This window comes from Nostoc sp. (genome assembly GCF_036917195.1).
Classification (GTDB): Bacteria; Cyanobacteriota; Cyanobacteriia; order Cyanobacteriales; family Nostocaceae; genus Nostoc.
Genome location: NZ_JBALDG010000022.1, coordinates 94,470 through 116,303 on the forward strand (window position 1 = coordinate 94,470; position 21,834 = coordinate 116,303).

A 21,834-nucleotide genomic window follows, 5' to 3' on the forward strand; every position below is an offset into this window, starting at 1 on the left:
CTATGGTGCTGAAGCTACTGGTGGGGCGTTTTATCAAAATTACTGAAGATAACATGGCATTTTGGTTTCTGTTTATCCTCTTACTAGGGCTAGCTACTTATTTAATGGTGCAGCACAGTGTCGCTCACATCACCCGGACGCCAGTATGGTTGTTGTGGCTGGTTTTAATGACACCAGCATTTCTGTTGAGTGGATGGACGCTGGTGTATGGGGCGAAACAATCTCCGCCACCGGCGCTGATCATCTCGTCGTTATTTGTCTGCACATTGTTGTACTGGATGTTGTTTCAATGGGGGCGTGGAGTGCCAAGAGATACACAAACCCAAACCCAAGCCCAAGCCTCAGAATCACAGCCGACTATTCAACCTACCGCAGAACCACTAGTGCGTCCTATTGAGCTAAAGGAAGAAACCCAACTGCGAAATTGTTTTCCTTGGTCTGTATACTACGTTCAAAATATTGAGTATCGACCACAAGCGGTGATTTGCCGGGGTCAGTTGCGAACTCAAGCCAGCAACGCCTACCAGCAGATTAAAACTAATATTGAAGCACAATTTGGCGATCGCTTCCTGCTGATTTTTCAAGAAGGTGTCAATGGCAAACCTTTCTTTGTGCTGGTTCCCAACACTCAAGCTGCTAAAGAAAGAAATACACCACGACGCGACCAGGAACGGTTAACTCGACCAGGATTAGCACTTTTACTACTAGTAGCTACTTTCCTAACTACTACCTTGGTGGGAATCAAAAATGCTGGTGTTTCTCTTCCGCCTCTATGGGAAATTAGCTCTTTGTTCAAAGTTCTATTTAACCCAGATGTCCTATTCAAAGGATTACCCTATGCTTTAGCGTTAATGACTATTTTGGGTGTTCACGAACTTGGGCATTATTTGACAGCTAAATTCTACAAGATTCGCTCGACGTTGCCTTACTTTATTCCCATGCCTTACTTCTTGGGAACTTTTGGTGCATTTATCCAGATGCGTAGTCCCATTCCCAACCGCAAAGCTTTATTTGACATTAGTATCGCTGGCCCAATTGCAGGCTTTGTCGCGACTTTACCATTACTAATATGGGGCTTGGCTCATTCTGACGTGGTTTCCCTGAATGAAAAAACCCAACTTTTTAATTTTGATGCCCTTAATCCCAAGTATTCCATCTTACTAGCGCTACTCTCGAAGTTAGCCTTGGGTAGTCAGTTAACAGAAAAATCCGCTCTTGACCTGCATCCAGTTGCAGTAGCTGGTCTTCTGGGACTAATTGTCACAGCCTTAAATTTAATGCCTGTGGGACAATTAGATGGAGGTCACATTGTCCATGCGATGTTTGGCCAACGAACTGCGATCCTAATTGGTCAAATTGCTCGCCTGCTATTGCTATTACTTTCTTTAGTTCGGGAAGAATTATTGCTGTGGGCGATTATCTTATTATTTATGCCGTTAATTGATGAACCTGCACTGAATGATGTTACTGAATTGGATAATGGACGTGATATTTGGGGATTACTGGCAATGGCTTTGTTGATTATAATTGTCTTGCCACTACCGCAGGCGATCGCTAGCTTTTTGCATATTTAAAAAGGATGAACCCAAAAAGAGAAATATATCTGAATTTTTTCCAAACTATGGTACTAACCACAGTTTGATATTTGGTGATTAAAATTATATCCAATATTAAATAATAGCTCTCTTTTAAAAGTGCTTTTTGCAGTTTTGTCAGCAGAGGGTAAATAACAAATATATCCCCTGCCCCATTGCTCAATACTAGGGCTTATGCACTGTACAAATTAGTCATGGTATGCATTTCACAAATAGGTCGTTTCAGGCTTTTATTAATTCTATAAAACGCGACACTAGGTACACACAAGTCTCATTAGCAATTTATGGTTTATCAAATAGCCCAATCAAACCTCACCCCGGTTGTGCTAGGCAAAACATGTCCCTCTCCGTCAGTTCAAAGAGAGATGTCAGTTAGGACAGGGTGAGGTTTTATTTACCTTAATCTTATAGAAAAGGACTTTTGGGTAATCAGATAACTTATGTGTACACCGTAGCTAGGGAAAAGGGGATTAATATCGTATTACAACTAACTTGATACTGAATTAGCCGCTTTGTCAGCGTTTGCAGCTGGTGGAAAGCCACCCATGCGAATCTCAGAAGTGAAAGAAGTGATACTAAATCCACCAAAACTCTTGAGGACATTTACCCGCATTCGCAAATTGGGACTAGCAAACCACACGCGCTCCTCTAACCACATGGTTTCATCTTCTGTAGTTAGGATCAAGGCACCATCACTGTCAAATTTATAGTCTCCAGCTACTGGGCTTTTATCAGCATCAAGTATTTCCCGCAGTAACTTACCTTGGCCCGGATTATCTGTATCAGGTATCGAAACTAACACAGTTGAACCACTGTGTTTTGCTTGATCCTTTTCCATTGTGCCATTCCAGGTAATTTTGATCGCACAAGAGGCAGAACTAGGATTAATTTTGTCCTGTTGACATAGTTTGATCACTTCTGGATGATCTACTGCCAGCGTCTCAATAATGATGTCTGACTTGCTATTTTCAGATTGGTTAAAAGCCAAATGTTGACTAGTCCGATGAGAAAACCATTTACCAGCGCTTAACTGAAAAAATTCTTCAATATTCATGAATGAAATTACCCTGCATCAAAATGCTAAAATTCCCACTTAATTATTATTAAAAGGTAGCAGGAGGCTTTAATATTAAGCTTGATTGTCTATTTCCTCAAGCTTCTTGAGGCCAATTCTGGCTGCCTCAGCAACGTTGAAATGATTGTCTTTTTCCAGGTATTTTAAAGCTGAGACACTCTTGGGAGTGGGAAGATTTCCCAAGGCTTCTGCCAAACGCTGCCTTACTAGCCAATCATCTGATTGGGCGAAGCGCAGGATATTATCAACAGACTCAATATCTTTAATTTCTCCCAGTGCAGAAATTGCAGCTTGTTGCAACACGACTTCTTTGCTATCCAATGCCTGAAGAAGAACCTGATGGGCCCGAGGGTCTTTAATGTTACCTAGAGAAACGGCTGCACTAAAGCGTACTAGCCAATCAGTATCTTCATAAAACGCCCGTGAAAGCACCTCAAAGGCTCTGGCATCACCCAAATATCCTAAGGCACCAGCGGCATCAGCGCGTATACCATAATCTGGGTCATTTTCGAGAATTCTTACCAAAATTGAATAACATTCTGGCGTCGGCTTGATTCCCAGAGCAAATATTGCCATTGAGCGCAGTTGCAAAGATTCGTCATCTAGTACCTTTTTAATCAAAGGGACTGCATCCTCAGCGGGAACATGACGCAGATTGGCAAGGGCTACCATGCGATCGCGCAAATTCGGACTTTCTAACTGAGTAGAAATTTCTTGTAAGCTTATATCTGCCATTTAGTTCAAAACGTTTTCTTTACTTATCTTAATTTACCTGATCTGTTCATCAGGCTGTCACCATAGTGAAGTAGGAGTTTGGCGACTTTACAAAATGCCTCGATTATGAGTTAAAAATAAACAAATGTTACTTCACGCTAAATTGTTTGAATTTAGCAGTCAGATTTAACACTTAATCGCCCTTCCAAAGCAATTTTAAGAATATATTTAGCAATATCGTGCTATTACTGAACCCGACGATTTGTAAAAGTCTAGTTCAAATCTGTTCAAATCTATATATTTATACTAGGTTTGAGAACGGAGAGGGAGGGATTCGAACCCTCGTTAAGTTTCCCTAAACAGACTTTCCAGGTCTGCGCCTTAAACCGCTCGGCCACCTCTCCAGGTGCCACAAGTTACGATTCTACTATAGAATCCCAGAAAATGCAAAGATAAAGAAAGATATTTTTAGGTTGAATCTGAAAGTCCCAATCCCAAAACGCAAATCCAGATGTCCCGTACATACACAATTAGAGTTCGCGATCGCGCCACTGGCAAAACATACACCCTACAAGTGCCAGAAGACCGCTACATCCTGCACACTGCCGAAAAACAAGGGGTGGAACTGCCGTTTTCCTGCCGCAACGGGGCTTGCACCACTTGTGCGGTGAGGGTATTGTCAGGAGAAATTTACCAACCAGAAGCGATCGGATTGTCGCCAAATTTACGTCGGCAAGGTTATGCCTTGTTGTGTGTGAGTTACCCCCGTTCTGACTTGGAGGTGGAGACACAAGACGAAGATGAAGTCTACGAACTCCAGTTTGGACGCTATTTTGCTAGGGGGAGAGTTAAAGCGGGTTTACCCTTAGATGAGGAATAAACAATTTAAAATCACCGTACCCCTACTCAACCAACTAGCAAGACCTGCGACCAGAGGAGAAGTTCTGATGCCTATGCGCTTTGGTAACTGGGTGGGAAAAATAGCCATTTTGGCTTGCTTATTGCTTTTGGTGAGTTGTCAAGGTAAAAACCAGCTGCCAAACAATCAGGCTGAGGTGAAAGTAGCGCGGGTAGTTAGTGGGCAAAGTTTGGAAGTGTTAGGCATGGCTGAACAACCAAATTTGATTTCCCAAGTGCGGTTAGTTGGTATTGATGCACCAGATTTGCGACAGCGACCTTGGGGGGAAGAAGCAAAAGAACAGTTAGAAAATCTAATTGGTGGTGCAGAACAATCGGTAACCTTGGAGTTTGATTTAGAAGCGAAAGACAAAATCGGGCGAACTCTAGCTTATGTGTGGAAAAATAAGGTGTTGTTAAATGAAGAATTAGTGAAACAAGGGAATGCAATGTTTATTGGGCGATCGCCTAACCACAAATATGATCAGCGTTTAGAACGTGCCCAACAATGGGCTAGACTTATGGGCCAAGGAATCTGGAACCCTGAAAAACCCATGCGCCTTACTCCTGCCGAGTTTCGCCGCCAAAATCTTTAAAGAGTGGGCACGAGGGCACAAAGGAGACTATTAAACCCAATGACAAATGACAAATGACAAATCTACAAATTTTTCTAGATATTGCTACAGAAGCGGCCTTAGCTGCTGGTGCCATTTTGCAAGGTTACTTGGGTAAGTTAGAAGACGCAATTGTTGAAAAAGGACGCCCTGGTGATTTAGTCACTGCTGCTGATAAAGCCTCAGAAGAGTTGATTTTAGAAATTTTGCGTCGCCACTTTCCCCAACATTCTATCCTCGCGGAAGAATCAGGGAAATTAGGTAATCAAGAGAATGAATACCTTTGGGCAATAGATCCTCTAGATGGCACAACCAACTATGCTCATCAATACCCATTTTTTGCCGTTTCCATCGGGCTGTTAATTAATGGTGTTCCGCAAGTTGGTGTAATTTATGACCCCTTTCACAATGAGGTATTCTGTGCTGCTGCTGGCTTGGGAGCAACGCGTAACCGTCATCCCATCAAGGTTTCGGCAACCTCGAAACTGAGTAAGAGCCTTCTGGTAACTGGATTTGCCTATGATCGCCGCGAAACCTCTGATAACAACTACGCAGAATTTAGTCACCTCACCCATCTTACCCAAGGAGTCAGACGTAGTGGTTCTGCATCACTAGATTTGGCGTATGTTGCCTGTGGACGTGTCGATGGTTACTGGGAACGGGGACTTTCTCCTTGGGATATTGCCGCCGGGATAATTTTGGTACAAGAAGCCGGGGGCAAAGTCACCGCCTACGATGGTACTCCCGTCAAAATTGAGTCAGGTAGAATTATTGCAACAAATAGTTATATTCACGACTCTCTTAGTAGCGAACTTTTACAAGTTCCACCACTGTCAGCATGGGTGTAGCAGATGGGGGCTTTCCCCCCGACTTTGGGTAAACTAAAAAGAATCTAACTGCTCCTTTGGTGCAAAACCTGTATATGTCTTTCAAAATAGATTGTGGATTATTTAAATATGATTTCATAGATCATCACGCAGTATTATGCGTTCCAGTTGATGCGGATGTCAAAGAGATTCGCAAACGCTATCTCAAAATTGCCCGCCGCTTACACCCGGATAGTAGTTTTACTGAAAATGATGCACAAAAACAGCTAGGAAACGAATTGTTATCGAAGTTAGTTAACCCAGCTTACGAAAAACTTTCTGGCGATCGCACTCGCGCTGAATATATTCTAATTTTGTCGCAAATTGGCAAGCGTCTGGTACAAGAGTCTACTTCGGTAATTCTAAACACTGACTTGGGGAGACAGTTAGCTGATACCGCCAATATCGATCATTTCTATAAAAGTGCGATCGCTAAACTAGCCCAAACCCAATATGATTCTTTAGAGCAAGCGCTGCAAGTCATTGCCCAAGTTAGTGAGTTGAATTTAGTCTATTTAATGCGGAGTGGGAGCAAAGCATCGGCACCGCCGCCACCATCTGCTCAACCCAAAGTCCAATCAGGAACGTCTGAGCCAAATACACCAAAAAACACACCACCAGCGCCAGCAAAAGAAGACTCGATTGTAGAACAGTATGTTCGTCGCGCTCAATCTTTAATTGACAAAAACCAATTTGCCCAAGCCAAAGTAGAGTTACAGGATGCCCTAAAGCTAGAACCTAAAAATAGTCGCTGCCATAGCTTAATTGCAATGGTGTATTTGAGGCAAAATCAGCTAAAAATGGCAAAAATCCACTTTGACAATGCTCTAAAATTAGACCCCAATGACGAAATAGCTCTGCAATGGAAACCTAAAATAGATAAGGCTTTAGGACAACAACCTAGTGATCATAAGGTGACTTCATCCCCCAATAATAGAGATAAGCAACCAGATAAATCTGGTAGTGGCGGTTTATTCGGTGGTTTGTTTGGTGGGAAGAAAAAATAATGGTGTATCAACCAGCAGCGGGAGCCAGGGATTTATTGCCCTTGGATGTGGAGAAAAAACGCTGGATTGAAGAGCGGTTACAGCAGGTGTTTCACCGTTGGGGATATCACAGGATTATCACCTCGACTTTAGAGCGCATGGATACTCTGATGGCGGGGGAAGCAATCCAGCGTCAGATGGTGATTCAACTACAACAAAATGGCGAAGATGATGAATTAGGGCTGCGTCCAGAATTAACAGCATCCATTGCTCGGACTGTTGTCACTCGGATGACAAGTCTGCGTTATCCGCAACGGTTGTACTACAACGGCAATGTGTTTCGCCGCACTTGGGAAAGTAGACACAATCGCCAACAGGAGTTTTATCAAGCTGGGGTGGAGTTGTTAGGTGCTGGCGGATTGCTGGCAAATGCAGAAGTACTACTATTAGTAGCAGATTCTTTGGCAGCACTGGGTTTGCAGGAATGGCATTTAATTTTAGGTGAGGCAGGAATTACCCGATCGCTCTTGAGTGCCTTTCCTGATAATCTACAAGATCAAGTTCGCAGTGCGATCGCTCATCTCGACCGCATTACTATAGATAATTTACCCCTAAGTGACAAACTACGTGATCGCGCCCGAATCATCCTGGATCTACGTGGCTCTAGTGCAGACGTGTTACAAAAAGTTAGTAGTTTGGATCTAGATGAAGAACAGCGAGAGGCAGTAAATAACCTCAAATCCTTAGTAGAATTACTGGAATCAGAGAAAAAATTTCCGTTAACCCTTGACCTTAGCCTCATCCAGACTATAGACTACTACACTGGTATCGTCTTTGAGGTTGTCAACAATACCGAATCGCAAGCCAGAGTTTTAGGGCGCGGTGGTCGCTATGACCAGCTTTTGGGGTTATATCATCCCCAAGGAGAAAACATTCCCGGAATTGGTTTTGGACTCAATATCGAAGAATTATACCAAGTTCTGTTGTTTACTCAGCAATTACCACAGGCAACGCCAGCTAGTAACTGGTTGGTAGCACCAGAGACGCCGAGTGCTAACGCCGCCGCCTTTGCCCACGCCCAAAAACTCAGAGATTCTACTGATTTGGTGCGGGTAGAAATTGATTTGGGGGGAAGGGATGCAGACGCTATTCGCCAATATGCACGCGATCGCAGCATAGCCCAAATTGCTTGGATTAAAGCTGATGGTTCACCAAAAATTGAATCATTGCGTTAAGTGAGTTAAGCATTGGGCATGGGGGGGCATTGGGAAGAGACAAGGGAGACAAGGAAGAAACTTGTTCAATAATTCTCCCTCGTCCCCCTCATCTCCCCCTGCCTCCCTCACTCCTCACTCCCCAGCTATGCGACTCAGATAATTTTGCCTGAATTTCCTTAGAATCTAACGGCGATAGCCAAGACAGCTTGCTTAGTACAGTTTTGCATAAAAAGGTAGCGTTTTTAATACAGAAGGATGCATTGGTATTGCAGGGGAACCCATTAACATTGTATCGGGATGCATTGGCATTGCAAGGGGACGCATTAACATTGTATTGGGATGCATTGGCATTGCAGAGGGACGCATTAACATTGTATTGGGATGCATTGGCATTGCAGAGGGACGCATTAACATTGCAAGGTATTGCCAAATTTAATTCGTTACAAATTAATGAAATGCTGTACTTAGGGACTTCCAATTAAAAAAATACTCAACTACTTCTTGTGGGGTGGGTGACACGAGAGGCCGTAGCCAAAGGCGGGCAAGACTTCGGCGTGAGCGCTCAGTCAAACGCTGCCTACCCGACAAGATTGGATAATTTATTTGTTGGAAATCCCTTACGCCAAAAATCTTGATTTTGTTACAACTAAGGGTAAATTTGAAAATTCCGAGTTCTGAGCTAGTAATGAATAAAAATTGCAGTCTCATCCAGACTCACCTTGACAGCGGTATCTCCAATCTCCAGTCCCCACTCCCCTGCTAGGCTAGAAATAGCCGATACAGAAAAGAGGGAATCGAGAACATGCCGCACACAATTGTTACACAAGTCTGTGAAGGCGTTGCTGACTGCGTAGATGCCTGTCCAGTAGCTTGCATTCATGATGGCCCAGGCAAAAATGCCAAGGGAACAGATTGGTACTGGATTGACTTTGCCACTTGCATCGACTGTGGCATCTGTCTCCAAGTTTGCCCTGTAGAAGGGGCGATTCTTCCAGAAGAACGACCGGAGTTGCAAAAAACCCCTTAATAGTCCATAGTCAACAGTCAATAGTTATGCTTGACTTGACTGTTGACAAATGACCAATGACGAATGACCAATGACAAATGACTATTTACTAGATGTTCAAAATGTCCACGCTGGATACATCAAAGATGTAGATATCCTGCAAGGTGTAAATTTCCGGGTTGCACCAGGGGAATTGGTAACAGTGATTGGCCCCAATGGTGCGGGTAAATCTACTTTAGCAAAAGCAATTTTTGGGCTTTTAATCCCCCACACAGGCACAATTACCTTTAAAGGTGAAAACATCGTGGGGCTAAAGTCCAATCAAATCGTCCAACGAGGAATGTGCTACGTACCGCAAATCGCCAATGTCTTCCCGTCTCTCAGTGTTGAAGAGAACTTGGAAATGGGTGCTTTTGTGCTTAACGTTTCCCTGAAACCAATCAAAGATAAAATATTTACCATGTTCCCCAGACTGAGCGATCGCCGTCGTCAACGCGCTGGTACTCTCTCTGGAGGAGAACGCCAGATGCTAGCGATGGGCAAAGCTTTGATGTTGGAACCTAGTTTGCTGATTTTGGATGAACCATCTGCTGCTTTATCTCCTATGTTGGTGACACAAGTCTTTGAGCAGATTAAACAAATTAATCAGGCGGGTACTGCGATCGTATTAGTGGAACAAAATGCCCGTAAGGCTTTAGAAATGGCTAATCGTGGCTATGTACTGGAGTCGGGACGCGATGCGATCTCCGGTTTTGGTCAAGAACTGTTGAATGACCCGAAAGTGGGTGAGCTATATCTGGGAGCAGGTAAGAGAGATTAAATAGTTGTCAGCTATGGGGAACCAAAAAGCATATTGACACCAATGAGCTTTTTCTGTGCCCCGAAAGTGCGGGTCTATTTACTATCAAAGAATCATTAATAAAAGCCTGAAAGGGCAAGATAAAACAGTGAAGACTATAAAAGCCAAATATTTGCAACCATAAACCCACTCTTCACATTTACTTTCACTATACAATTACCAAAAATATTTCTGGATTATGGTTCAAACAATACAGGCTAAAGAAATTACCCTACTTGACTTAGAGACCAGCTTTGGACTCAAATTAGTTGAGGATGAGCAATTTTTTAGAGAGTGGCAAGATAACTTACCAGAAATTACCAACTCCCAAAAACAACAGCTCAACCGAGTTAAGGCAAGTTATGCCAATTTGCTCAAATACCCTCCCCTGCTGGAAAACACTGTCAAGATGGTGATGTTGTCTCCCTTGTTGGATTTAGCAGACTTTTATCTATCCCCATTTCATGTCAAATCTGAAAAATCTGTAGAAGTTTCGGCTGAAGATGAAGGCGTAAGAGTCAAAGGGCAGATTGATATCTTAGTTTTGTTTGAACAGCTAGTAGTAGTAGTTATAGAGTCTAAACAAGCAGCTTTTTCCGTGGAGGTGGGCAAACCACAACTGCTAGCTTATATGCTGGCAGTCTCTAACTCAGATAAACCAGTATACGGACTAATCTCCAATGGCAGTAGTTTTATTTTTGTTAAATTGATTAAACAAGAAACACCAAAATATGTATTGTCTCGCTTGTTCTACATCTTCAATCCGGGGAATGAATTATATACGGTTTTGAGTGTGTTGAAGTGTCTGGGTCAATTAGTGAGAAATGTCAGTTAGGAGAGTGGGTAGACAGGTTGCTATGCTTCAATTAAATCACAATCAACTAATAACCTAAGTTGCTAGTTATCGGACTCTAGGGTGCAAAGTACCTGGAGTCGAATGCGATGCCTGCGGTGGTCACTGAGCGGCTTGCCTTGAGCATCACGCCTGGGATCGATGGAACCGAAGCCGACTTGTGCCGAGCGACTTGTACCGACTTGTACTGAGCGGCGTCGAAGTAGCGAAATCGAGGTAAGCCGAGGTAAAGGAGCCGAAGTAGTCGAACCATACCGTACCCCTACGGGGATCTTGCTAGCAAGAGCGTCTCTTAGAGAAGTGCGGGCTGTGACGCTCGTTGCGCTAAAGCGTCTCCCCTTCTCCCAAAAGGAGAGGCTAACGCCAAGGGAGAAGACTCGAAGAGAGCAACTCTTGGAGACGCTGCGCGTAGCTTGCTTCCCCGTAGGGGTACGCTATCGGTATCGCACGCAACGAGATATCCGGTTGCGCTACGCACAACTGCAAATCAAACTCAATCAAACACTCCAGTAATGAATTATTAATTAGCATTGATATACCGTGTAATCTGTGAGGAAATTGTGATTTATCTCACGTATGAAGGCTAAAATTGTAGTCTTTCAGATAGCAGCAAGCCTTATCATGGTTACTATCAAAGAACATTGCAGCACAAAGAGCCGTTGTAATAATTTCTGCATCGCTCATCTCGATAAGACAATCTTCATGATCAGCGACGCCGAATAGCCCGCTGTAGGCATCGCCTTCTCTTCTCTACGAGAGGCTACGCCAACGAGACGCTACGCGAACAAGAGATCATCAGTGATAGCATAGACAGTAATTATTTCATTTAATATATGCCCCTCCTAATTTTCTGACTGGAGGGGATTTTATTACTTAAGTGACCTGAAGTGATCGCTTGGCAGCATAACTAGCATACTTGGGTTAATGCAAAAGCTATAATTATTCCTGCCACTGCCGCGACCGTCGTTTTCGATGCTCAAAGAATTCTCCCCAATAATCCTTGCGTTTCTAATCACATCTACAGCGAGTAAAAAGGTAAAACAGGACATTCATTCAGGAAAAAGTGACCAGAACGTAAATTACGGGATCTGCCAAAACCCCAATTAAATAGGAATGCATAGTGAGCTTCCTATATATAAATAGGACTTATGCAAAAGAGATTCCCTAACCCCCTTAAAAAGTTGGCTTTTAAAATCCCCCGTTTTTAACGGGAGCCACTTACTCAGAGGGGTTTCCTCAAGTGGACGATCGCGTGGGCGGGTGTTTTGACTTAAGCGGACTGGCATCAAGTGGCATGGGTTAGGGAGGAGTGCGCTTCGCGCACGCTACGCGAACGAGGTTTCAGGTTTTCAATGCGTAAGTCCTGATAAAGCTCTGCATCACTTTTTGATGTACTGCTGAGTCACAACAACTCCTGCAAAGCTGCGCCAGAGGAAACCTTGGGCGTTTTTGCATGGGATAAAAACGCCTATGTTTCCCCTAATCAAAATTGATTGAGTGCTTTTGGCAATTTGGCATCCAAAATTTTTCTATTGCAGTTTTAATTGAGATATCAGCAGGGTTACTGGGACATTGAGAAAGTTCTACAAGGGATCGATTCCCGTCTCAAAAATCCCACCCAATGGCCAGTTGTTGACTTTTGCGCTCTGTGAACTACCCTTTTAGGGTGGATGCAGTAAACAAGCAGAGCGAACGTCACCGCTTCACCACAACTGGCTAGAAATCAAACAGAAAACACATAGTTAGGCAATCGGATCATACCAAAGCGATCGCCACCATTTATTGAGCCTCAAGCTGCCTTAGTTTATTATTTGCCGACAGTAGTAACTCTTGAGCTTTTAGATAGGTTGTTGTGCCATTTTGGACTTTTCTTAATTGATTAATAATACTCTGCAATTGGCTCAACACCTGATTGCGCTCCACATCATGAGCATCAGCAGGAATTGAAGCCAGCAACCTTCCGATTTCTCGTTGCGCTAATTCCATTGCCTCCACAGCATCCGCCTCAGCTTGCCGCCTGATTTTAACTTGACCTAAATTAGCCTGATAAATTGCTAATAACTTTTGTGCTTCGGTATAACCCGCCACGTCTTTTGAAGGAATCTCTTTAAGCCGCTCAATTGCCTCTATCCACAAATTTTCTATCTGTTGCCATTCAGTTACGGTGTGCGGCGGATTTTGACCAGCTTTGGCAGCTTGCCAGGAAAACTGCCGGGCTGCGGTGATTAAGGCACTGATGCGATCGTTCCCAGCTGCCAATCCAACAACTTCCTGAAACTCATGCTTATAAGTATCTAGTTGATTTTGTACAGTTTTTCCTGCTAGGGTTTGACCAGGAATCTGCTCTAATTGATTAAGCGCCGTCTGCCAAGCAGCTGTTGCAGTCTGTTTATCAGTTGGTGTTGCAGCCCGTTCATATTGCTGTTTTGCATTTAAGAGGGTCTGCATATTATCGGTAAACAAGGACTGAGCATTCTTTTCCTGAAAAACCTTAGCTTCTAGCTGCCCAACTTTACTCCGAAATGCATTAAAACCATAGATGCTAAAGCGCGAGTCGTACCACCAATATCTGTATTCTGACCAATCATTGACAAAGGAAGTTGGCAACTGATCTAGATGTTTTTGTGTTTCTTGTAGCTTCTGTTCTCCCAAAGCCAAATCAGCAGGACTGGTAGCTTTTTCAATCAATTGTTCAGCTTGCTCGACTGATACCAACGCCTGCCGATAGTGATTATCCATGCTGATGTAGCTGGGTAGCAACAAAAAAGGCGCATGGAGCATCACCGGACGGCGAATTACCGGGTAAGGCTGGTTCGCCACCCAAATTACACCAACGGGAATGCCTATAAGTATTGCTATCCAAATAAGTCTAATACCTATACCCCGCTTGGCTTTGCGATGCAGTTGCTGAGGGGATGTTTTGAGAACCCGCCTCTCTAACTCCATTTCATGCTCTAATTCCGCAAGGTTTTTGGGGGTTGATGGTGTTGCAGGTTTTTTCTGCACTACAGGTTGAAGGCTTGGGGCAGACGGATCTATCCCAGAGCTATTTTGAGAATTTTTACGTAGAAAGTTCCAGTTTATTTTGTTTAAAAAAGTCATATCTATAGCCAGTACTATGTTAAGTATTCCCAAAAAATATAGGAAATACAAACAATAGCTCGTTTTGGCTTTTGACACGAATTATACTCTTTCGTAACCAGAAGATAATGTGTTGGAAAACTATCTTAGTTATGACTCAATATTTTAGGTTAGTGATACTTTGCCCAGGAAGATCCCCCAATCCACGCCACTTGCTCAAGAGGGAAACCATCTTCTCTACAAGACGCTCCGCGTTGGCGTAGCCTCTCGCTTTGGGAGAAGACCGTAGTGGCTCCCTTTAAAAAGGCTTGCTCTAATTTAAGGAGGGTTACGGAAGGATCAAGCCTTAACTGAGCCGTATTGGGTTATGGCTAACTCTAGCTTTAAATTTGACAGATGATATCGAATTTACTTGATACACATAATAGTCAATCTGTATAGTGTATAAGTTCTAACTTCCGATGCAAGGTGAAGATTAAATGACTCTTAAATCGTGTAAAAGGGTACTCTTACATCTTGCTTGAGTCTGATATCTTCCTGAGAACAGCTTTGTTGTCAGGTAGATTGATGAGTCGAATTAATGGATTTGTAGGGCGACGTGATTTCTTAAAATTCGCAAGTGTGGTAGGTATTGCGGTTACTGCTTTTAGTGATAGTTTTTGGAATACAGAGCAAACTGCTGTTGCTGAGATTCATCCAGTTAACCCTAATCTAATCAGTCCTAATGAAGCTATCAGACGCTTGCTTGATGGTAATCAAAGATTTATCCATCAAAAACGTAAATACCCCGATCAATCATTAGAACATCTGCGATTAGTTGCTAAAGCTCAGTATCCCTTTGCCGCCATATTGGGCTGTGCAGATTCCAGAGTACCAGCAGAAATCGTCTTCGATCAAGGGCTTGGAGATTTATTTGTGGTGCGAGTTGCTGGTAATGTCGTCAGTGACACGGTTATAGGTAGTCTGGAATACTCTACAGCAGTATTGGGTTCGCAGTTGATTGTGGTTTTGGGTCATAAAAGATGCGGCGCAGTAGCAGAAGCAATCAAAAACGAACCACTTCCTGGTAGAATTGGTTTGATTATTGAGGGCATCAAACCATCTGTAGAAAGAGTAAAGTTAAGAACGGGTGATAATATGCAAAATGCGGTTATAGCTAATATTCAATATCAGACTGAAAAATTGCAGGAAAGCTCAACGATTTTAGCAAAATTGCTCCGTGAAGATAAACTAAAAATTGTTGGTGCTTGTTACGATATTGACACTGGTAAAGTCAACATTATTACTTGAAAATATCACACATTTTAGGCGTATAATTTTTTCTTTAATGATGTTAAAAAATTTATTATTTATCAAATATTTTTTATTAATAATCTTGAAAAATCATCAAATTAATTGCTCAACTTAGAAAACTATTCCTTATACCATTTTACAAAATACCTGTTACATATACATTGGTAAGGGTGTACAACTGTACGCCCCTACAGTTAGGCTACGCCAACGCAAACTCACAAAAATTCAGAAAAATTTAAAAGCAAAATACAGATCAAACTTGTAACAAATAAACCCAGCAGGGGACATATAACAAGCCCGCCTGCCAGGAAGGTATAGTATATTCTGGCCATGTTTGATCAGGTTAACGCTTATTTGTAAAAATAATTGCGTATCCCTAGATACAATAACTAAATACTTTGGAAAACACGGTTAAGAAAAGTTACTAAATAGGTTAATTTCCAATTAAAATCAACAATTTCCCAAATGGGAAGATGAGGGGACAAGGGGGACAAGAGAGAATTATTGAATAAGTTTCTTCCTTATCTCTTCCCAATGCCCAATGTCTCATAATATAAGAAAGCGCTTCACACTTCTTAAATAATCAGCTTTATTATAACAATGGCGAGAGACTTGCGGGGATTCATTAAAATTTTGGAAGAGAAGGGACAATTACGGCGAATTTCAGCTTTAGTTGACCCAGATTTAGAAATTGCTGAGATTTCCAACCGAATGCTACAAAAAGGTGGCCCAGGGTTGTTGTTTGAAAACGTCAAAGGCGCTTCCTTCCCGGTAGCAGTGAATTTGATGGGAACTGTGGAAAGGATTTGCTGGGCGATGAATATGCAGCATCCAGAGGAGTTGGAAACTCTGGGGAAAAAACTAAGTATGCTGCAACAGCCAAAACCGCCGAAGAAGATTTCCCAAGCAATAGATTTTGGGAAAGTACTGTTTGACGTGGTGAAAGCGAAACCAGGACGGGACTTTTTCCCTGCTTGTCAGCAAGTTGTGCTTCAAGGTAATGATTTAGATTTACATAAGTTGCCCTTGATACGTCCTTATATTGGTGATGCTGGCAAGATTATCACGCTGGGATTAGTAATTACCAAAGATTGTGAGACGGGTACACCAAATGTAGGTGTGTATCGCTTGCAACTACAATCTCAGACTACGATGACGGTTCACTGGTTATCGGTGCGGGGTGGGGCGAGGCATTTGCGAAAAGCGGCCGAACGTGGGAAGAAATTAGAAGTTGCGATCGCACTTGGTGTAGATCCTCTAATTATCATGGCAGCTGCTACACCTATTCCTGTAGATTTATCAGAATGGTTGTTTGCAGGACTGTACGGTGGTTCGGGTGTGCAGTTGGCAAAATGTAAAACCGTAGATTTGGAAGTTCCCGCAGATTCTGAATTTGTCTTGGAAGGAACGATTACACCAGGGGAAGTTTTGCCAGATGGGCCTTTTGGCGACCATATGGGTTATTACGGCGGCGTGGAAGATTCGCCGTTGATACGTTTTGAGTGTATGACGCACCGGAAAAATCCGATTTATTTAACAACATTTAGCGGTCGTCCACCTAAAGAAGAAGCGATGATGGCGATCGCACTAAATCGCATTTATACTCCCATTCTGCGGCAACAAGTATCAGAAATTGTCGATTTCTTTCTACCAATGGAAGCTTTGAGTTACAAAGCGGCGATTATTTCCATAGATAAAGCATATCCGGGACAAGCGCGACGGGCAGCTTTAGCGTTTTGGAGTGCTTTGCCACAATTTACTTACACCAAATTTGTAATTGTCGTGGATAAAGACATAAATATTCGCGATCCGCGTCAAGTGGTGTGGGCAATTAGTTCCAAAGTTGACCCAGTGCGGGATGTATTTATTCTGCCGAATACACCTTTTGATACGTTGGATTTTGCCAGTGAAAAGATTGGCTTAGGTGGACGCATGGGAATTGATGCGACTACAAAGATTCCGCCGGAAATAGACCATGAATGGGGCGCACCTTTGGAATCTGACCCAGATGTGGCGGCGATGGTAGAGAGGCGATGGGCGGAGTATGGTTTGGCAGAATTACAGTTAGGAGAAGTAGACCCGAATTTGTTTGGCTATGATATGAGGTAACGTGTTACACAGAAACTGGTAAAAATCTCTCCTGGCTATCAACTTAACTGATTTTTATCAGTCAAACTTACCCAAAAGTAATAAAATATCAGAATGAAAAAGCTGGAGAACATAGCCTAATATAAATATCTCTTTGATCATCAGCGAAGCCTCTTCTACCATGAAGTATTCTTGTATTATCAATCATTAAAATATCACCTTTTTGCCACGAAATTTCCGTGGTTATTTTTTCAGCAATTTCATTAAGTTCAGAGACAACCTCTTCAGGAATTTCTGAATCATCCTCAAACTTAAGTATTTTTGGGCTTAACTGCTTTGTGGGCAATAGACTATTAATAAATACTTGATACTTTCCACATCTGCTGGGAATAATGGCTGAAGAAATGTATTCAAGTATAATTGATTGATCATCATTTACTGTCAGATGTGTATTATTCTTCTGACACATCTCTTCTAGTGTATTCAAGTTATTGGTTTGATATTTTTTCTGCCAGTCTTCTTTAGATATCCGAACAGTGAATTTTAACTTATTTTTGCTGAATAACTCTTTGGTTGAACTACTAATTTCATTAAAAAATTGTCTGCCATCACATACCGTAGTTTCACCATCTTCTAATGGTGGATTAGCACAGAAAAACCATAGCATAAGTGGGATATTTTGCTGATAATACATTTCTCCGTGCAACTTAATTTCAGACTTAAAATCATTTACGCTTAAGAGAGTCTGATCTCCATTAATTATCCTTCTACTGAATGCACCGCCAGCATAATTTATAAAATCGATACTCAAGAGATTGGTAAATTCCTTAAAAATGCCAGTATCAACATCAAACCCTCTAAAAAGTAAAATTCCATTAGATTTAAACAGGCTAATAATTTCTTGTTTGTCTAATTCTAAAATACTGACATTATCGAGATTAATAATCTCTTGACCTATGCCATCTGATATGGGCTGTTTCTTGATATTCATATAACTTAATAAAACTCTTTCAAAACTTTAACTTACTGTTGGCGTTAACTACACCATATACTGACATCTTAATACTCAATCATATCGTTCTGTTGCATCCACCTGCGTAGGCGTAGCCCGTCGTAGACATCGCAGTACTAAATTTTGTAAAATTATAAGTGTTATTACAGTAATAAAATCTCTTTTAGGGAACTACGTGACAAAGTTAACCCTAATTTATTTAAGTAAGTTATAAGATACAAATAAGACTCATTTTTAAATAGTAATACCAAAAAATTGTATAAATTATGACAAAAAAACTAAAAAATCCAGCATCAAAATTAGTGATAGGATTGGCATTCAGTTGTATTACTGTAATGCTCAATACAGGTATAGCTCATCAAATAAGTTTAGCAAAATCAACTAATTCTCAAAAGTGCGATATTCTTGCCTATGTCACCGATACAGATCCACAAGGTTTAAATGTGCGGAGTGGTGCAAGTACATATAACACAATTCTAGGGCAAATACCCATCAACGAAACAGTTCAGGTTATTAATGCTGCTGGAGATTGGGTACAGATTACTAATGCTAGTGATGGTTTTCAAGGAACTGGATGGGTATTTGTGCCAAAATTAGGCTTAACAACGCGGGGCTATGGTACTAATGGTGTGGATTTATATGTTAGTACCAGTCAACAAAGCCAAAAAGTGGGAAGAATTCCTGCTAATATAGTTGTCAAATTGTTAGGTTGTCAGGGAGATAAAGCGCAGGTAGAATATCAAGGTGTTAAAGGTTGGTTGACAAAACAAGATCAATGTGGTGCAGCCCTTACGAGTTGTTCTTAGAACCCCATCCCACTCTTCGAGAGGGGGCTATGAGAATTACTTTTAAAATTTTGGTTTTGAGATATTTGTTATGGCTTATCCATTTCCAGGAATGAACCCCTATTTAGAACATCCTGAATTATTTCCAGGATTACATCACTTGCTAATTAGTGAAATTGCCAGGTTTTTATCTCCCCAACTGCATCCTAAATATCGAGTTGCTGTAGAAGTGCGGATGTATGAAACCACTGATGAGAATTCACTACTTGTTGGCATTCCTGATGTGATCGTGAAAAATCGGCAGACTGTAACTGATTCTACAAATACAGGTTATGACAAAACAGTTAAAGTGTGGCAGATGCCTTGGCAGTAAACTGAAGATACTGTCAAAATCACTATCCTGTGAAATAATCGTCAAATTATGACGCAAAGCGATCGCACACACCACCAAAAACCACATAATTAGCCCCCTCCTCGCTTGCGGGGAGGGGGTTGGGGGTGGGGTTCTATCTCTGCAACCAAGTAGCAATATCCTGCAACACCCCCTCCATCCTCTCCAGAACATCCTCATTTCTAAATCGCACAACCTGCAACCCCAAACTCTCCAAAAATTCTTGACGTATCGCATCTTCCTGTTGGGTGTAGTCATGAATTTCGCCATCTACTTCCACCACCAACCGCGCTTCATTACAGTAAAAATCGACGATAAAACGGTCAATTGTTTGCTGACGGCGGAACTTGAAACCCAAAAGTTGCTTGTTTCTCAACTTCTGCCAAAGTAACTTTTCTGCTGGAGTTGGTTCACGCCGCATTTGTCGCGCCAATGGCTTAAGTTTTTTCCAAAGTTCGTGTGGGGTTTGCCAAGGGTATCCCGGAACCCCACCCCCTAACCCTCTCCCCGCTCTTCGAGAGGGGGGACTGGAGTCGGGGATGAGGTTTGGGTTGGGGTTTTTATCTTGGGTCATTTGCGCGATTGGTGGTTAGATAATTAATATTTCATGTATTATTCCCAGCGATCGCACTCTTACACCCCTCCCTAGCAGTCAAAATGGCATAATCAGACATGGACGCACTTTAAGAATTAGATAACAGTTTTTGAAGGAATATCACCCAAGCTAATTAAAAGGTTTACGCCGAATGGATATTTTAATAGAATAATCTCATCAAAAGATTCGCAGAAACATAAATGGACTGGATTACACTACTGCGATCGCTACAGTCTGATTTTGTTAAAAGGTTAACATCTGGTTGTCTGCTTCATTGTGAAACAGAAGGTCAATATAGTGAATTAACTATAATCTCTGGAGAGAGATTAAAGGCACTACGGGAATTTTGCTGGCTGATGGCTGAAAAATATAAGCGTGTTTCGCCAGTTCGTGACGTTTTTATTAGTTATCTCAAAGGGAAGTTGGGTGAGGAAGTTGTCAAAGAACGTTTAGCTGATTTTATTACCGAAGTCGATTATGAAAAGCGATTCGGCGGCGATGGGAATATAGATTTTACCTTGACTTCTGACCCATCTATTGGTATCGAGGTTAAATCTCGTCATGGTCGGATTGACAGAGTTAGATGGTCAATTAGTTCTGAAGAGGTTGAAAAAAATGCAGTTGTAGTTTGCATTTTGATTCAAGAAGATGTGAGTGAAGCACAATCTGAGTATCACCTTTTTTTGGCTGGCTTTCTGCCAACCCAGATGATTAAGTTGAAGACTGGGAAAATTTCATTTGGGATAGAACAATTACTGTATGGTGGTGGTTTAGGGTGCTATCTGGAACAGTTACAATCTTCTATAAATAATTCTTCTAAGCAACAACCATCAATTTACAAATATCTCTCGAAGCAGGAAATTGCATCGAAGCCAACTAATAATCAGTTGCTCAAATCTTCCTTTCAGCTTGAATTAGAGAACTTTTTACAATATCGTGATGAAGATTTAAATATACTTTATGTAAAATTAGGTGATGAATGTTTTGAAAAAGGAGAATATCCGAATGCGATCGCCAACTATAATCAAGCCTTCCAATTTAAATCTAGCGATGTTGATTTATATTATAAACGAGGTTTGGCTCTCTATCAAATAGGAGATTATGAAGCTGCGATCGCAGATTATTCTCAGGCAATTCAGATAAATCTTTATGATGCTAAATCTTACAATAAACGAGGTTTAGCTCTGTCTCAACTGGGGCGATTAGAAGAAGCAATTAATGATTATACCCAGGCTATCATAATTAATCCTAATGTTGCTGTGGCTTATAAAAACCGGGCTGAAGCTCGTTCTCATGTAGGAGATAATCAAGGAGCAATTGAGGATTATACCCAGGCTATTAAAATTAACCCCGATTATGCTGATGCTTATAAAAACCGTGGGATTGCTCGTTATTTATTAGGCTCTCAACCGGGATTTCCTCAAGCAATCAAGATTAATCCTAGAGATGCCATCGCTTATAAAAAACGTGGAAATGCTCGTTCTGATTTAGGAGATTTTGAAGGAGCAATTGAAGATTATACCCAAGCAATACAGATTAATCGTAATTATGCCGATGCTTATTACAACTGTGGGAATGCTCGTTCTGATTTAGGAGATTTTCAGGGAGCAATTGAAGATTATACTCAAGCAATACAGATTAATTTAAATTATGCAGATGCTTATTACAATCGTGGCAATATCCGTTTAGAAATAGCAAATAAACAGGGAGCAATTGAAGATTTTCAAAAAGCCGCAGACATCTATCGTCAAGAAGGTAAACTAGAAGCACTCAAAGATACACGAGAAAGAATATTAGATTTAGAAATAGAAGAATCATTAGATATTTTAAAGTTCTAGAAAATCGATGAATTCAGATAATTAGCAATTTTTAGCTAGACTCCAGAACCCCGACTTCGTAAAAGTTGTCGGGGTTCTAACTTTTCAGTT

19 protein-coding genes, 1 tRNA gene and 1 pseudogene are annotated in these 21,834 nt (G+C 41.7%); 15 read left to right on the top strand and 6 right to left on the bottom strand.

What is annotated here, in order from left to right; genetic code table 11:
* Positions 1–53 precede the first annotated feature (53 nt).
* Positions 54–1,574 carry a site-2 protease family protein gene (locus V7K40_RS07945; protein ID WP_334958490.1) on the top strand — a complete coding sequence of 507 codons (1,521 nt, stop codon included), beginning with the start codon at positions 54–56 and terminating at the stop codon, positions 1,572–1,574.
* Positions 1,575–2,082: 508 nt separating this feature from the next.
* Here the strand turns inward: V7K40_RS07945 and V7K40_RS07950 are convergent.
* The 3 genes from V7K40_RS07950 to V7K40_RS07960 form a co-directional block, all read right to left on the bottom strand.
* Positions 2,083–2,649: a phycobiliprotein lyase gene (locus V7K40_RS07950; RefSeq protein WP_334958339.1), complete on the bottom strand. Its 567-nt coding sequence runs from the start codon at positions 2,647–2,649 to the stop codon at positions 2,083–2,085.
* A gap of 75 nt (positions 2,650–2,724) precedes the next feature.
* Positions 2,725–3,405, bottom strand: coding sequence for a HEAT repeat domain-containing protein (locus tag V7K40_RS07955; protein WP_334958341.1), 681 nt, complete (start codon positions 3,403–3,405; stop codon positions 2,725–2,727).
* Between the two features lie 298 nt (positions 3,406–3,703).
* Positions 3,704–3,788: transfer RNA gene (locus V7K40_RS07960), tRNA-Ser, on the bottom strand.
* Positions 3,789–3,895: 107 nt separating this feature from the next.
* Here V7K40_RS07960 and V7K40_RS07965 point away from each other — a divergent pair.
* The 9 genes from V7K40_RS07965 to V7K40_RS08005 all read left to right on the top strand — a co-directional run bounded on the left by V7K40_RS07965 (position 3,896) and on the right by V7K40_RS08005 (position 11,174).
* Entirely contained in the window at positions 3,896–4,264 is a 369-nt protein-coding gene (locus V7K40_RS07965; protein WP_298918949.1) for a 2Fe-2S iron-sulfur cluster-binding protein, read from the top strand.
* 73 nt (positions 4,265–4,337) lie between these two features.
* On the top strand, positions 4,338–4,877 hold the full coding sequence (locus tag V7K40_RS07970; RefSeq protein WP_334958492.1) for a thermonuclease family protein: 540 nt from the start codon (positions 4,338–4,340) through the stop codon (positions 4,875–4,877).
* 53 nt (positions 4,878–4,930) lie between these two features.
* Positions 4,931–5,743: an inositol monophosphatase family protein gene (locus V7K40_RS07975; protein WP_334958344.1), complete on the top strand. Its 813-nt coding sequence runs from the start codon at positions 4,931–4,933 to the stop codon at positions 5,741–5,743.
* Between the two features lie 74 nt (positions 5,744–5,817).
* A complete protein-coding gene (locus V7K40_RS07980; RefSeq protein WP_334958346.1) occupies positions 5,818–6,768 on the top strand; it encodes a J domain-containing protein in 951 nt (316 codons plus the stop codon).
* Positions 6,768–7,982, top strand: coding sequence for an ATP phosphoribosyltransferase regulatory subunit (locus V7K40_RS07985; RefSeq protein ID WP_334958348.1), 1,215 nt, complete (start codon positions 6,768–6,770; stop codon positions 7,980–7,982). The genes V7K40_RS07980 and V7K40_RS07985 overlap by 1 nt, the downstream gene beginning before the upstream one ends.
* A 784-nt stretch (positions 7,983–8,766) precedes the next feature.
* The gene (locus tag V7K40_RS07990) at positions 8,767–8,991 is read left to right on the top strand and encodes a ferredoxin family protein (RefSeq protein ID WP_334958350.1); all 225 of its coding nucleotides are present in this window, start codon (positions 8,767–8,769) and stop codon (positions 8,989–8,991) included.
* Positions 8,992–9,061: 70 nt separating this feature from the next.
* A complete protein-coding gene (locus tag V7K40_RS07995; RefSeq protein ID WP_334958352.1) occupies positions 9,062–9,790 on the top strand; it encodes an ABC transporter ATP-binding protein in 729 nt (242 codons plus the stop codon).
* A gap of 217 nt (positions 9,791–10,007) precedes the next feature.
* Positions 10,008–10,643 carry a restriction endonuclease subunit R gene (locus tag V7K40_RS08000; protein ID WP_334958354.1) on the top strand — a complete coding sequence of 212 codons (636 nt, stop codon included), beginning with the start codon at positions 10,008–10,010 and terminating at the stop codon, positions 10,641–10,643.
* 159 nt (positions 10,644–10,802) lie between these two features.
* Entirely contained in the window at positions 10,803–11,174 is a 372-nt protein-coding gene (locus V7K40_RS08005; RefSeq protein WP_334958356.1) for a hypothetical protein, read from the top strand.
* A gap of 1,266 nt (positions 11,175–12,440) precedes the next feature.
* Here the strand turns inward: V7K40_RS08005 and V7K40_RS08010 are convergent.
* Positions 12,441–13,763, bottom strand: a complete 1,323-nt coding sequence (locus V7K40_RS08010) for a hypothetical protein (protein WP_334958358.1) — start codon at positions 13,761–13,763, stop codon at positions 12,441–12,443.
* A 546-nt stretch (positions 13,764–14,309) separates the two neighbouring features.
* Between V7K40_RS08010 and V7K40_RS08015 the strand changes: the two genes are divergently transcribed.
* Positions 14,310–15,032: a carbonic anhydrase gene (locus V7K40_RS08015; protein WP_334958360.1), complete on the top strand. Its 723-nt coding sequence runs from the start codon at positions 14,310–14,312 to the stop codon at positions 15,030–15,032.
* A 603-nt stretch (positions 15,033–15,635) separates the two neighbouring features.
* On the top strand, positions 15,636–17,144 hold the full coding sequence (locus V7K40_RS08020) for a UbiD family decarboxylase (RefSeq protein ID WP_334958362.1): 1,509 nt from the start codon (positions 15,636–15,638) through the stop codon (positions 17,142–17,144).
* Positions 17,145–17,232: 88 nt separating this feature from the next.
* Here V7K40_RS08020 and V7K40_RS08025 read toward each other — a convergent pair whose 3' ends face one another.
* The gene (locus V7K40_RS08025; RefSeq protein ID WP_334958364.1) at positions 17,233–18,114 is read right to left on the bottom strand and encodes a TauD/TfdA family dioxygenase; all 882 of its coding nucleotides are present in this window, start codon (positions 18,112–18,114) and stop codon (positions 17,233–17,235) included.
* Positions 18,115–18,401: 287 nt separating this feature from the next.
* Between V7K40_RS08025 and V7K40_RS08030 the strand changes: the two genes are divergently transcribed.
* Entirely contained in the window at positions 18,402–18,941 is a 540-nt protein-coding gene (locus V7K40_RS08030; protein ID WP_334958366.1) for an SH3 domain-containing protein, read from the top strand.
* A 70-nt stretch (positions 18,942–19,011) separates the two neighbouring features.
* A pseudogene (locus V7K40_RS08035) lies at positions 19,012–19,248 on the top strand (DUF4058 family protein); the annotation flags it as partial.
* Positions 19,249–19,426: 178 nt separating this feature from the next.
* Here the strand turns inward: V7K40_RS08035 and V7K40_RS08040 are convergent.
* Positions 19,427–19,885 carry an endonuclease domain-containing protein gene (locus tag V7K40_RS08040; RefSeq protein ID WP_334958368.1) on the bottom strand — a complete coding sequence of 153 codons (459 nt, stop codon included), beginning with the start codon at positions 19,883–19,885 and terminating at the stop codon, positions 19,427–19,429.
* A 221-nt stretch (positions 19,886–20,106) separates the two neighbouring features.
* Here V7K40_RS08040 and V7K40_RS08045 point away from each other — a divergent pair, with 221 nt between their 5' ends.
* Entirely contained in the window at positions 20,107–21,744 is a 1,638-nt protein-coding gene (locus tag V7K40_RS08045; protein ID WP_334958370.1) for a tetratricopeptide repeat protein, read from the top strand.
* Positions 21,745–21,834 lie beyond the last annotated feature (90 nt).

Coding starts and splice junctions, on each gene's coding strand:
- V7K40_RS07945 (WP_334958490.1), top strand. CDS start 54: ATGGCATTTTGGTTTCTGTTTATCCTCTTACTAGGGCTAGCTACTTAT.
- V7K40_RS07950 (WP_334958339.1), bottom strand. CDS start 2,649: ATGAATATTGAAGAATTTTTTCAGTTAAGCGCTGGTAAATGGTTTTCT.
- V7K40_RS07955 (WP_334958341.1), bottom strand. CDS start 3,405: ATGGCAGATATAAGCTTACAAGAAATTTCTACTCAGTTAGAAAGTCCG.
- V7K40_RS07965 (WP_298918949.1), top strand. CDS start 3,896: ATGTCCCGTACATACACAATTAGAGTTCGCGATCGCGCCACTGGCAAA.
- V7K40_RS07970 (WP_334958492.1), top strand. CDS start 4,338: ATGCGCTTTGGTAACTGGGTGGGAAAAATAGCCATTTTGGCTTGCTTA.
- V7K40_RS07975 (WP_334958344.1), top strand. CDS start 4,931: ATGACAAATCTACAAATTTTTCTAGATATTGCTACAGAAGCGGCCTTA.
- V7K40_RS07980 (WP_334958346.1), top strand. CDS start 5,818: ATGTCTTTCAAAATAGATTGTGGATTATTTAAATATGATTTCATAGAT.
- V7K40_RS07985 (WP_334958348.1), top strand. CDS start 6,768: ATGGTGTATCAACCAGCAGCGGGAGCCAGGGATTTATTGCCCTTGGAT.
- V7K40_RS07990 (WP_334958350.1), top strand. CDS start 8,767: ATGCCGCACACAATTGTTACACAAGTCTGTGAAGGCGTTGCTGACTGC.
- V7K40_RS07995 (WP_334958352.1), top strand. CDS start 9,062: ATGACAAATGACTATTTACTAGATGTTCAAAATGTCCACGCTGGATAC.
- V7K40_RS08000 (WP_334958354.1), top strand. CDS start 10,008: ATGGTTCAAACAATACAGGCTAAAGAAATTACCCTACTTGACTTAGAG.
- V7K40_RS08005 (WP_334958356.1), top strand. CDS start 10,803: ATGGAACCGAAGCCGACTTGTGCCGAGCGACTTGTACCGACTTGTACT.
- V7K40_RS08010 (WP_334958358.1), bottom strand. CDS start 13,763: ATGACTTTTTTAAACAAAATAAACTGGAACTTTCTACGTAAAAATTCT.
- V7K40_RS08015 (WP_334958360.1), top strand. CDS start 14,310: ATGAGTCGAATTAATGGATTTGTAGGGCGACGTGATTTCTTAAAATTC.
- V7K40_RS08020 (WP_334958362.1), top strand. CDS start 15,636: ATGGCGAGAGACTTGCGGGGATTCATTAAAATTTTGGAAGAGAAGGGA.
- V7K40_RS08025 (WP_334958364.1), bottom strand. CDS start 18,114: ATGAATATCAAGAAACAGCCCATATCAGATGGCATAGGTCAAGAGATT.
- V7K40_RS08030 (WP_334958366.1), top strand. CDS start 18,402: ATGACAAAAAAACTAAAAAATCCAGCATCAAAATTAGTGATAGGATTG.
- V7K40_RS08040 (WP_334958368.1), bottom strand. CDS start 19,885: ATGACCCAAGATAAAAACCCCAACCCAAACCTCATCCCCGACTCCAGT.
- V7K40_RS08045 (WP_334958370.1), top strand. CDS start 20,107: ATGGACTGGATTACACTACTGCGATCGCTACAGTCTGATTTTGTTAAA.